The following is a 12,285-nucleotide window of genomic DNA, read 5'->3' on the forward strand; positions in this document are numbered from 1 at the left end:
ATTTAGGATGGATATTCTCAAAGAGGCTGAAAAAGTAGAAAAAGAAGTAATAGAATTAAGGCGAAAAATACACATGTACCCTGAATTAGGTTTTGAAGAAACAAAAACTTCTGAAATTGTTTATGATTATTTAAAAAATTTAGGGATTGAAGTAAAGAGAATTGCTAAAACTGGCGTTGTGGGGACCCTTAAAGGCAATGGAAGCAAGACGATAGCTATAAGAGCAGATATGGACGCTCTTCCAATTCAAGAAGAAAATGATGTAGAATATGCATCGCAGATTCCAGGAAGAATGCATGCTTGTGGGCATGATGTTCATACAGCTATACTTCTTGGTACTGCTAAACTTTTGGCAAATATGAGAGATAAGTTAAAGGGAAATGTTAAGTTTATATTTCAACCAGCGGAAGAAACAACGGGGGAGCTCTTCCGATGATTGAAGAAGGAGTTTTAGAAAATCCTAAAGTTGATGCTATAATAGGACTACATGTAGACCCAGAACTTCAAGTGGGGCAAATAGGGATAACCTATGGAAAAGCCTATGCTTCATCAGATATGTTTGACATAATTGTAAAAGGCAAAAGCAGTCATGGGGCTGAGCCTCATAAATCGGTGGATGCCATAGTGATTGCTGCTAATATTGTAAATATGCTCCAAACTGTTGTTAGCAGAAAAGCTAATCCATTAAGTCCTATAGTGCTAACTATTGGGACTATTGAAGGAGGATATGCACGAAATATAATAGCGAACAAAGTGAGGATGTCTGGAATTATAAGAATGATGGAAGAAGAAAAAAGAGACGAGATAGTTGAGATGGTGGAGAAGATTTGCGATAACACAGCAAAAGCTATGGGAGGAGAAGTAGAATTTAAAAGAACGAGAGGGTATCCTTGCCTTGTAAATCACAAAGGTATGACAGACCTCATAAAAGAAACTGCTTTTCCTTTGCTAGGGGAAGGCAATGTAATAGAAGTGGCACCAACAATGGGAGTAGAAGATTTCGCTTATTTCTTGCAAAAAGTCCCTGGCAGTTTTTATAAATTAGGGTGTGGCAATAAAGAAAAAGGAATAGATAAACCTATACATAACAACCAATTTAATATCGATGAGGAGTGTATTAAAATTGGCCTTGCTGTACACGTCTCTACAGTTTTAAAATATTTAAACTCAAATGGTTAAAAAATTTTTTGAAGGATTAAAAAATATTTGGAAAAAATGACGGGGATTTATTTATAAATATTCTTTTAAAACTTACGAAAAAGGTTTACTGCAGTTTTATTTATTTGCAGTGATTAATAATTTTACAAAACTGCAGGAAAAATTTCATGTAAAAAAATATTTAAATCAAATCTTGACATTTTTCATCAAATGATGCATAATATTTGTCGGAAGAGAGGTAATGTGAATTTATCACCTCTGCCAATAGGTGAGAGGAAGCCTTAGGAATGTGTAAATCTTAACCCCCTCAATTTTATGTACTTAAAAATTTCTCCCCCTAATCCCCCTTTACTGCCGGCATACTGCCGGTTTTTTTCATATATAAAAAGCACTGCGAATAAACTATTGTGAGGTGTTGTTTATGCACAATAGGTCTTTTATTCGCGGTGCTTTTATATTAACTATTGCCAATATTATAGACAGAGGCATTGGATTTATCTTTAGAATAATTTTATCAAATATGTTAGGCACGGAAGGTACGGGTATTTATCAATTAGTTCTTCCTATATATTTTGTTTCAATAACTTTTTTAACCTCTGGTACGATGGCTGTCACTTCTCGCTTTATTTCAGAAGAAAGAGCAAAAGGAAACAAAAAAAATATGTTTAAAATTTTAAAAATTACTTTTTTGATAGTATTGATAATTGCTTTTATCATTACTTCGTTGCTATTTTTTAATGCTAAGTACGTAGCTGAAAAGTTACTTCACGAACCAAGAGCACTTTTATCAATTCTCATTTTTGCACCGGTGCTTATCATTGTTGCTTCTTCATCAGTGTTTAAGGGATTTTTTCAAGGAGTTATAAATATGATACCTGCTTCAGTTTCAGAAATTGTTGAACAAATAGTACGGGTATCAACAACTTTATATTTAATACAGCTTTTTACAGGAGCTACACTTGAATATTTAGTAGCGATAGCTATATTTGGCATATCTGTAGGTGAAATTGTCAGTTTTCTTATGTACATACTTTTTTACAAAAGGGAAGTAAAAATTATAAACAAAGAAATACCTTATGATGGAAAAGAATGGGATGCTTTTTCTATAGCAAAAACGTTAGTTATTACTTCCATACCTATAACTTTTTCAAAATTAATTGTAAATGTGTTGGATTTAGCGGAATCTTTAATAATTCCTTCAAGACTTGTTGTCTCAGGTCTCACTCACAGTGAAGCGATGTCTGAATTTGGCAAAATGTTGGGTATGGCAGTACCTCTTGCTTACATGCCAGCAGTTATAACTTCAAGTCTTTCCACTACTGTACTTCCTGCAGTTTCTGAAGCAGCTGCTCTAAAAAAGTGGGATACAGTAAGACTTAGGATTAACCAAGCAATTGGCTATACTACTTTAGTAGCTTTTCCTGCTATAATTTTATTTTTAGCTCTTCCTGAGCAAATTTCTCAGCTTTTGTATCCTTCTTCCCCAGGAGTAGGGGCTTTTGTGAGAGCGATTTCCATGGGAAGTATATTCGCATTTTTAGAAGCGGTGGTGGCTAGCATTCTCCATGGATTAGGAAAGCAAAATGTGGTTTTAAAAAATTCTATTATATGGTTGGGAGTCTGTATTATAGGTATGTATTACTTAACCGCCATGCCACAACTTAGACTTTTTGGATATATATACAGCTTTATATTTGCCGATGCTCTTATTTTAATGCTAAATATGTTTGAGCTCATAAAAATGACAGGATTAAGAATAGACAATTTAAATTGGTTTATAAAACCGATAACAGCATCAACAATTATGGGAATAATTGTTATAATTATCCACAGTAAATTGTTGACAATTAATGTTAATATGTGGATAAATATTTTTTTATCAATTTTTACAGGAATTCCTGCCTATTTACTGCTTTGCTCTGCGCTGAAACTACCTTATATTGAGGATTTAAGAAAAATAATTTTGTTGAAAAATTAACAATTATAGTATATAATAAAAATAAAACTAAGCCCAAGGGGATTTTCCTGAGGGCGAGGGAGGAGATAAAGTATGATAAAAGAAAAAGCGGATTTTATTGATGATGAAAAGATAAGACAGGATTTGGAAAAGGCTAAAAAAGCGACAAGTAAAGATGCATTAGAAATTATAGAGAAAGCTAAAAAACTAAAAGGCATTACTCCTGAAGAAGCAGCGGTACTTTTAAATGTAGAAGATGAGGATTTGCTCAATGAGATGTTTAAAGTAGCAAGGTATATAAAAGAAGAAATATATGGAAATAGGATTGTAATATTTGCTCCCCTTTATGTAAGTAACTACTGTGTAAACAACTGTAGATATTGTGGTTACAGACATTCTAATGAGCAGGAAAGAAAAAAGCTTACAATGGAAGAAGTGAGAAGAGAAGTTGAGATTTTGGAAGAGATGGGACATAAGAGATTAGCAGTTGAAGCTGGAGAAGACCCTGTAAATTGCCCTATAGATTATATTATCGATGTAATAAAGACGATATACGATACAAAACTTAAAAACGGAAGTATTAGAAGAGTAAATGTCAATTTAGCGGCGACTACTGTAGAAAATTACAAAAAACTTAAAAAAGTAGGAATAGGGACTTATATTTTATTCCAAGAAACTTACCATAGGCCCACTTATGAATACATGCATCCACAGGGACCAAAATACGATTACGACTATCATTTGACTGCTATGGACAGGGCTATGGAGGCAGGTATTGACGACGTAGGATTAGGGGTTTTGTATGGGCTTTATGATTACAAATACGAAACTGTTGCAATGCTTTATCATGCGAACCATTTAGAGGAGAAATTTGGAGTTGGGCCACATACTATTTCAGTACCGCGACTTAGACCAGCTCTTAACACTTCCATAGATAAATTTCCATATATTGTATCAGATAAAGACTTTAAAAAATTAGTAGCAGTCATAAGAATGGCAGTGCCCTATACTGGAATGATTTTGTCTACAAGAGAAAAGCCTAAATTTAGAGAAGAAGTAATAAGCATTGGCATTTCTCAGATTAGTGCCGGTTCTTGTACAGGAGTAGGTGGATATCATGAAGAGATATCCAAAAAAGGTGGTTCAAAGCCACAATTTGAGGTAGAAGATAAAAGAAGCCCTAATGAAATTTTAAGGACTTTGTGTGAACAAGGGTATCTTCCAAGTTATTGTACTGCTTGCTACAGAATGGGACGTACAGGAGACAGGTTTATGACCTTTGCGAAATCAGGGCAAATACACAACTTCTGCCTACCAAATGCGATACTAACCTTCAAAGAGTTTTTGATTGATTACGGGGATGAAAAAACTAAGGAAATTGGAGAAAAAGCAATAGCGGTAAATTTAGAGAAAATTCCATCAATAACTGTAAGGGAAGAGACAAAGAGAAGACTAAAAAGAATAGAAAATGGAGAAAGAGATCTTTTCTTTTAAACTTAAAACCTCGTGAAAAGGAGGCTTTAGCTTGTTGACAAAATATTATCGTTGTTGGCATTTTGCATAGTTTGCTCCGGTGATATCGCAGACTAAACTAGCGCTCGGCCTCGGGCTCAAGCGGGGTTCCGGGCACATTCGTCATCCTTGACTTAGTGCTCGCCTCCGCCATCACAAGGCTACGGCCCCGCTTTCGCCTCTCAGCCTCGCTAAGTTTCCCGGCACTCAACTGAACGGGCTGGTCTTTTCTCTTATTCTCCTTTTTTAACATTTTCGGTTGAGTGCCGGGCTATCAAGTCGCTACACTTATGCAAAATGCCAACATGTTATATAAAAGGTTTGTCTACAGTTTGAGACCTCGCTTTCACGAGGTCTTATTTTATATATTTTTACAATTAAAAATATGACACAATGCTAATGTCAGATGATTTACATCTTTTCCTTGTTAATTTAGCGATTAGGTGTATAATATAGACGTAAAAAGAGATACTATTATTAAATTAATGTCACAGAAAAGTGATGATGTAAAATGAATAAGCTAAGTGGGCGCCAGCTGCAAATTTTAAGAAAAATACTGTCCTCTTCAAATACAAGAATGGAAGACATTATGAAAGAATTTGATGTAAGCAAAAGGACAGTATACAGAGAAATTGCTTCTATAAATGAATTTGTTAAAAATTACAACTCAAAAATTGTAAATAAAACTGATGGGTTGGTTATAGAAGGCAATGTTGCTGATATTGAGAAGCTAAAGCTGGATATAGTAGGATATCGTTCAGAGTTTGAAACAGAAGAGAGAAGAAAAATGATATTGTCAGAGCTTTTGCAGCTAAATGAGCCTGTTAAATTAGAGTATTTCAGCAAAAAATTTGGCGTTACCACTTCTACAATAAGTTATGACCTTAAAGAGTTGGAAAAGTGGATTGAAAAACAGGGATTAACTTTAATAACAAAGCCGGGTTATGGCGTTTATATATCGGGAAGCGAAAACTCTTTTAGAAAAGCTATAGCTAACTTTTTGTATGAGAATTTTGATACTGCAGATTTGATTGATTTCTTAAAAACAGGATATCTCGCAAAAAACAATATTGAAAAAAACATAGATTTGAGGCTTTTAAACTTAATTGACTACGATACTGTCTTGAAAATAGAAAAGGCAATTTTAAAATTAAAATCGCAAATTGACTATGAAATTGTAGAAAGTTCCTATTTAGGCCTTGTCGTTCACCTTGCCTTGGCTATAAAAAGGCTTCAAAATGGTGAAACTATTGAAATGGGTGAAGACAATTTACAGGAACTTAAAAAAACTAATGAATACAAATTTGCTAAAAAGTTAGCTAAATATTTACAAGAAGAATTGGATATACCTATACCTGAAGATGAGATTGGCTATGTGACAATACACCTTATAGGTGCAAAGTACAGGTCAACTACTCAAAATTACAATGACAAAGACATAGAGATTATTGCCCGGGACATGATAAAGGAAGCAGAAAAAATTTTTGATGTCAGTTTTTCAGAAGATGAGTTTTTGGAAGATGGCTTAAAGAGTCATTTAGTTCCGGCGGTGTACAGATTGGAGATGGGACTTGATATAAGAAACCCTTTGTTGGAGGATATAAAAACAAAATATCCTTTGCTCTTTGAAAAAAGTAATAGAGTTTGCGATGTTTTGCGAAAAAAATTAAACATGGATATTCCAGAAGATGAAGTTGGATATATTGCTATGCATTTTGGTGCAGCTTTAGAGAGGAAAAAAGAGGCTGCAAAAAGGTACAACATAATGGTGGTATGTGCTAGTGGTATTGGAACATCAAGGATGCTGATGTCAAAACTTCAGATGTTTCCACAAATAAACATAGTGGATGTTACCTCCAGCATAAAACTAAAAGATTTAAAAGTAAGAGATGATATAGACTTAATTGTTTCTACAATACCTCTTGACATAAAAGACAAAAAAGTCGTTGTAGTAAATCCCTTGCTTTTAAAGGAAGATGTAGAAAAGCTAAAGAAGGCATTAAATACAGACTTTATTATGGAATATGGAATAAAAAAAGAAGAAGAAGGCAATTTTAAAAAAGAGGCTTTACACATAGCCAATTATGGTAAGAGAATTTTGGAGCTATGCGACACCATAACTTACATGACTGCAAAAGGTGAAAATTCTTCTCAAATAATAGAATATATTCTTAAGAATTTGATAGATGAAAATTTAATTAATGAAAATCAAAAGGAGCAAATAAAAGGAAGACTTTTAAAAAGAGAAAGCTTAGGTAAAATAGTATTACCAAACAAAGGATTTGTTATATACCATTGCACAATTGAAAATATAGATTTTCCATTAGTAGTTGTAGGAAAAGTTATAGAGGAAGTAAAAATGAAAAATCTTGTAGGAGATTATGAAAAGATAAGGACAGCTTTTTTAATGGTAGCACCAGAAGGTGATAGAGAAGGAATTGAAGTTTTGGGAGATTTAAGTATGTCTTTAATTGAAAGAGAAGATTTAGTGAATACTCTTAACGAAGCACAGTCCCAAAAGGAGGTCAAAGAAAAAATAAAAGAAGTGTTATTGAAAAAATTTTATGAAGAAATAAAAAGGATAATTACTTAGGAGATGATCAAAAATGTTTAGCATATCGAGAGTTCAAAGAAAAATATTTTATTTGCTTTTGGGGGTAGTATGGTTTTCTACAGGATTTTATGCCATGTTTCATGATAGCTTCCTTAATGGCTTAAAAATAATGGCTTTTGGAAGTGCCTTTATGTTAATAGTGTTTGCAATACAGACTTATGTCATAAAAATGATACAACTTTATGATAGCAACCTACAAAAACAACATAAAAAACTTAAAAAGAAAAAAATGAAATAATCTTTGAAAGGAGGTGTTAAAAATGGCAATAAGAGGAGTAATACTCTGCAGCTGGGGAGCAACTTCCAGTGCTCTTGCTAAAAAGGTAACAGATGAAGCTAAAAAGCAAGGATTGGATGTTGTAGTAGATGCCGGCGGTACAGGAGAGTTTAAAAAGAAGGCAGAGGAATACGATGTAGCATTATTAGAACCACAAGTAAGACATCTCAAAAAAGAAATTGAATCAATCGCTTCTAAATACAATATCCCTGTTGATATAGTCGATATGCAGGCCTTTGCTATGATGGATGGCAAAAAAATATTAAATCAAATAATTGAGCTTGCTAAAAAAAGTGGAAAAGAAGTTTAAGGAGGGAATAAAATGAACGATAGGCTTTCAAACAATTGGTTTATGAAGTGGATGGAAGAATCTTTAATGCCAGTTCTTGCTCGTATAGCACAAAATGTGTATTTGCAGTCAATTAGAGACGCATTTTCAAGCTTTGCTTTGCCTGTGATTTTGACTGGTGCCCTTTTCTTAATTATAGCAAATCCACCAGAGGGAATTAATTGGGCACCTATACATGCATGGGCAAAAGCAGTAAAACCTATTGCAGCTCAAATCATGATACCTTTCCAACTTACTTTTGGGATAATGGCTATGATGGTAGCCTTTGGTACAGCTTATAGCCTTGCTACACGATGGGACCTCGACGAGACGATGACAGGAATTATTTCAATGTTGGCATTTTTTATAACAAGCTTTCCTGCAACAGATGTGACAAAAGTTACTTTTGGAGATGTACTAAATTACCTCGGCGGTCAAGGCTTGTTTGTAGCAATAATAATAGGCATAATTACAGCAATAGTTGTGAGATTCTTTAACAAAAGTGGTTTGGTAATAAAAATGCCTGAAGGTGTACCACCTTATGTGGTAAGAAGCTTCTTAGCATTAGTTCCTATGTTTGTAATGATAGTGTCAGCGTGGATTGTAGAATGGATTGTATGGGCAAACTTCCATATAACATTGCCACAATTGGTGCTTGACTTATTTAAGCCCCTTGTTGCTGCATCAAATAGTTATCCTGCAGCTTTAGCTGAAATAATACTCATGATGCTTTTGTGGTCATTAGGAATTCACGGTATGAATGTTGTTTCCTCAATTGCTTATCCTTTCTGGATGGCTCAATTGGCTGCAAATGCAGAGGCTGCAGCAAAAGGACTGCCTTTACCAGGTATTGTAACTGAACCTTTCTTCCATGTGTTTACCCACTTAGGCGGTTCAGGTACTACATGGCCTTTGACAATAATGTTTTTACTCTCTGCTTCTGCACAACTTAGAACAATTGGAAGAGCTGAGCTTATACCTGCAATATTTAATATAAACGAACCATTGATTTTTGGTGCTCCTATTGTGTTAAATCCAATACTAATTATTCCGTTTATATTAGCTCCAGCAGCTGTTGTAACAATAAATTACTTTGCCTTTGCTGTAAACTTAGTACCCAGACCTTTAATACAATTGCCTTTTACAGTTCCAGTTTTTATAAGCGGATTTTTATCTTCCGGTGGCCATTGGCAAGGAGCTTTATTGCAGCTGGTAAATTTAATTGTAACAGCGATTATATATTATCCCTTCTTTAAAATGTATGAAGCTCAACTTTTAAAGAACGAAAAAGAAGTAAAAGACCAAGAATAATTTGTGATGGGAGTGAAACTAATGGACTTAGAACAAATAATATACAACTTAGTATTGCATGGAGGAAATGCAAGAGCGGAAGCTTATGAAGCATTGGATGCAGCCGAAAGAGGAGATTTTGAAGAAGCTGAGAAGCATCTTGAAAAAGCAGATGAAGAGTTTTATGAAGGGCATAAATACCAAAATATGCTGACACAAGGAGAGCAAAGTGAAGCTCCTAATTTCCTAGTAATTCATGCTCAAGACCAGCTTATGACAGCCCTTGCTGAAAAAAACTTAATAAAAAGAATGATTGAACTCTATAAGAGAGTCAATCAATTAGAAAAAAGACAAAAATAAGCAGCTACTTACTACCCGGAAATCCGGGTAGTATTTTTTATAATTATACCATCATTTTTCATTTTTGTCATCTACTCTTGCTATTCTAAACAATCCTTTTACTTTGCCTTCTTAAGGGGTGGCAAAGCAAAGCCATGAAATTCACTATCTGATATTGGAAATACAGCCCTTTTGTCTACAATATCACTTACATCTTAATTTTGTATACGTTATAAAAAATTACTTTAAAGTATTGAAATTTGTCTGTGTATTAAGTACAATATATTTGTAAACAATTAAATTATTTTTGAAAGAGGGATTGGTTATGTACGAATCCAAAATTAAGGATGAACTGGTAGACCAGTTATTTGAGGCCATTTTAAAACTTAAAAACATAGAGGAATGTTACAGGTTTTTTGAAGATATTGCTACAATAAATGAAATAAAGGCATTAGCGCAGAGATTGGAAGTTGCAAAAATGCTTCGCCAAAAGAAGACTTACATAGAAATTGCAGAAAAGACAGGAGCAAGTACTGCTACCATAAGCAGAGTAAATAGGGCATTGAATTATGGAGCAAATGGATATAAAATTATATTAGATAGATTAGAAACAGAATCCCGGGATTAAAACCGGGCTTTTTTAAGACTAAATTGGAGTGAAAAAAATGAACAACATATTAGGTAACCTCAACGACAAACAAAGAGAAGCAGTTATGACTACAGAAGGACCTCTTTTGATATTAGCGGGAGCTGGAAGCGGCAAGACTCGCGTCCTAACTCATAGAATTGCTTATCTTATAAAAGAGAAAAAAGTATCCCCTTCTAACATACTGGCTATCACTTTTACAAATAAAGCGGCAGAAGAAATGAAAACAAGAGTAGAAGATTTATTAGGTTATATAGGTGACCTCTGGGTATCTACTTTCCATTCTGCCTGTGTGAGAATTTTAAGGCGAGATATTGACAAAATAGGCTATGACAGAAATTTCGTCATATTTGATACTACTGACCAAAAGGCTTTAATACAGGAATGCCTTAAAGAGCTAAATTTAAGTGAAAAACAGTATCCTGTGAAAACTGTCTTAAATGCTATTTCTTCTGCAAAGGATAAAATGGTAACTCCAGAAGAGTATATTTATGTTTTTGGAAATGAGTATAGAAGTAAGAAAATAAGTGAAATATACAAATTATATCAAAAAAAGTTAAAGAAAAACAATGCCCTTGATTTTGATGACATAATTATAAAAACTATTGAACTTTTTAAGGAAAGTCCCGAAGTTTTAGACTTTTACCAGAGAAAATTTAAATACATAATGGTAGATGAATATCAAGACACAAATATGCCTCAATACCATTTTGTGAATATGTTAGCCCAGAAATACAGAAACTTATGTGTGGTTGGCGATGATGACCAAAGCATATATGGCTGGAGAGGGGCAGATGTAAAAAACATATTAAACTTTGAGAAGGATTATCCTGAGGCTAAAGTTATAAAATTAGAGCAAAACTATCGTTCTACCAAAACAATATTGGAAGCAGCCAATTATGTCATAGATAATAATATAAGAAGGAAGAAAAAGACTTTATGGACAAATAATGAAGAAGGAGAAAGGATAATTCTCTGTGAATTAGAGAATGAGAGGGAAGAGGCGGAATTTGTGATACAGGAAATAATCAACTTAAAAGAAAGAGAAAATAGAAGTTTTAGGGATTTTGCTATTTTATACAGGACAAATGCCCAGTCCCGTGCTTTTGAGGAAGCCTTAATGAGGGTGCGAATTCCTTACAAAGTGGTCGGAGCTTTAAGGTTTTACGACAGAAAAGAAATAAAAGACATAATTGCCTATTTGCGTATACTTGTAAATCCTTATGATGACATATCTTTTAAAAGGATAATAAACGTTCCTAAAAGAGGTATTGGAGCTGCAACCATTGAAGCATTAGAGGCTACAGCTTTGGAGAAAGACACCAGTCTTTTTTTTGCAATAGATGATGCAAAAGTAAGCCAAAGGGCTAAAAATAGCCTTTTAGAATTTAAGGAGTTTATTTTAGAATTAATTGATAAAAAAGATACAATGACTGTCAGTGAAGTAATAAATTACATTTTAGAAGAGACTGGATATATAGAGGAGTTAGAAAAAGAAGAATCAGAGCAAGCAGAGGGAAGAATAGAAAACCTAAATGAGTTTTTAAATGCGGCTTATGAATTTGAAGAGTCTTCAGAGGACAAATCTTTAGAAGCATTTTTGTCCGGCATAACATTGGTTTCTGATATTGACTTGGCTGGAGAGATTGGAGAAAGCGTTGTTCTCATGACTTTACATTCTGCAAAAGGATTAGAGTTTCCTATAGTCTTTATGGTAGGTATGGAAGAAGGGGTATTTCCTTCTTTTAAGTCATTTACAGATGAATATGAATTAGAAGAGGAAAGACGGCTTTGTTATGTTGGCATTACGAGGTCTAAAGAAAAACTATATATGACCTTTGCAAGAAGGAGAAATTTATACGGCAAATCTCAGTACAGCTCCTATTCTCGCTTTATAAGCGAAATACCTGAGAGGTTTTTAGTAAGATACCATGAGTTATCAAAGCCAAGGGAAGAATATAGGCCTGTATCTAGCTATGTAGAAAGGAAAACTTATGAAAAGGCTCAATATAATTTAGGAGATAAAGTAGAGCATAAAATATGGGGAATAGGTACTGTAGTAAAAGTAGAAGGAGAAGAGATTACAGTTGCCTTTCCAAATGTGGGCATAAAAAAGTTAGACTTAAAGTTTGCTCCTATTAAAGCTATTTCTTAAGTTGTGGAG

At 34.0% G+C, this 12,285-nt stretch carries 9 protein-coding genes and 1 pseudogene; all 10 read left to right on the plus strand.

All coding sequences use genetic code 11. The features are described from left to right. Window positions 1-7 precede the first annotated feature (7 nt). Window positions 8-1,179 (plus strand): annotated as a pseudogene (locus OEI98_RS03370) (M20 metallopeptidase family protein). A gap of 400 nt (window positions 1,180-1,579) precedes the next feature. Next, complete coding sequence (spoVB, locus tag OEI98_RS03375) at window positions 1,580-3,136, plus strand: stage V sporulation protein B (RefSeq protein ID WP_266039592.1); 1,557 nt, start codon at window positions 1,580-1,582, stop codon at window positions 3,134-3,136. Between the two features lie 72 nt (window positions 3,137-3,208). After that, complete coding sequence (gene hydG, locus OEI98_RS03380) at window positions 3,209-4,609, plus strand: [FeFe] hydrogenase H-cluster radical SAM maturase HydG (protein WP_074592575.1); 1,401 nt, start codon at window positions 3,209-3,211, stop codon at window positions 4,607-4,609. Between the two features lie 529 nt (window positions 4,610-5,138). Then, a complete protein-coding gene (locus OEI98_RS03385; protein WP_074592576.1) occupies window positions 5,139-7,220 on the plus strand; it encodes a BglG family transcription antiterminator in 2,082 nt (693 codons plus the stop codon). A 13-nt stretch (window positions 7,221-7,233) separates the two neighbouring features. Next, window positions 7,234-7,479, plus strand: a complete 246-nt coding sequence (locus OEI98_RS03390; protein WP_003870492.1) for a hypothetical protein — start codon at window positions 7,234-7,236, stop codon at window positions 7,477-7,479. Between the two features lie 22 nt (window positions 7,480-7,501). After that, window positions 7,502-7,828 carry a PTS sugar transporter subunit IIB gene (locus OEI98_RS03395; RefSeq protein ID WP_003870491.1) on the plus strand — a complete coding sequence of 109 codons (327 nt, stop codon included), beginning with the start codon at window positions 7,502-7,504 and terminating at the stop codon, window positions 7,826-7,828. 12 nt (window positions 7,829-7,840) lie between these two features. After that, a complete protein-coding gene (locus tag OEI98_RS03400; protein ID WP_014062450.1) occupies window positions 7,841-9,157 on the plus strand; it encodes a PTS sugar transporter subunit IIC in 1,317 nt (438 codons plus the stop codon). Between the two features lie 21 nt (window positions 9,158-9,178). After that, entirely contained in the window at window positions 9,179-9,496 is a 318-nt protein-coding gene (locus OEI98_RS03405; RefSeq protein WP_003870489.1) for a PTS lactose/cellobiose transporter subunit IIA, read from the plus strand. Window positions 9,497-9,800: 304 nt separating this feature from the next. After that, window positions 9,801-10,103, plus strand: coding sequence for a YerC/YecD family TrpR-related protein (locus OEI98_RS03410; RefSeq protein WP_003868774.1), 303 nt, complete (start codon window positions 9,801-9,803; stop codon window positions 10,101-10,103). A 37-nt stretch (window positions 10,104-10,140) separates the two neighbouring features. After that, window positions 10,141-12,276: a DNA helicase PcrA gene (pcrA, locus tag OEI98_RS03415; RefSeq protein ID WP_019907431.1), complete on the plus strand. Its 2,136-nt coding sequence runs from the start codon at window positions 10,141-10,143 to the stop codon at window positions 12,274-12,276. Window positions 12,277-12,285 lie beyond the last annotated feature (9 nt).

Source organism: Thermoanaerobacter sp. RKWS2, from assembly GCF_026240795.1.
In the GTDB taxonomy this organism is placed as follows: Bacteria; Bacillota; Thermoanaerobacteria; order Thermoanaerobacterales; family Thermoanaerobacteraceae; genus Thermoanaerobacter; species Thermoanaerobacter ethanolicus.

Excerpts from the sequence above, each read along its gene's own strand:
- hydG (WP_074592575.1), top strand. The coding sequence starts at position 3,209 with ATGATAAAAGAAAAAGCGGATTTTATTGATGATGAAAAGATAAGACAG.
- OEI98_RS03385 (WP_074592576.1), top strand. The coding sequence starts at position 5,139 with ATGAATAAGCTAAGTGGGCGCCAGCTGCAAATTTTAAGAAAAATACTG.
- OEI98_RS03390 (WP_003870492.1), top strand. The coding sequence starts at position 7,234 with ATGTTTAGCATATCGAGAGTTCAAAGAAAAATATTTTATTTGCTTTTG.
- OEI98_RS03405 (WP_003870489.1), top strand. The coding sequence starts at position 9,179 with ATGGACTTAGAACAAATAATATACAACTTAGTATTGCATGGAGGAAAT.
- OEI98_RS03395 (WP_003870491.1), top strand. The coding sequence starts at position 7,502 with ATGGCAATAAGAGGAGTAATACTCTGCAGCTGGGGAGCAACTTCCAGT.
- OEI98_RS03400 (WP_014062450.1), top strand. The coding sequence starts at position 7,841 with ATGAACGATAGGCTTTCAAACAATTGGTTTATGAAGTGGATGGAAGAA.
- pcrA (WP_019907431.1), top strand. The coding sequence starts at position 10,141 with ATGAACAACATATTAGGTAACCTCAACGACAAACAAAGAGAAGCAGTT.
- spoVB (WP_266039592.1), top strand. The coding sequence starts at position 1,580 with ATGCACAATAGGTCTTTTATTCGCGGTGCTTTTATATTAACTATTGCC.
- OEI98_RS03410 (WP_003868774.1), top strand. The coding sequence starts at position 9,801 with ATGTACGAATCCAAAATTAAGGATGAACTGGTAGACCAGTTATTTGAG.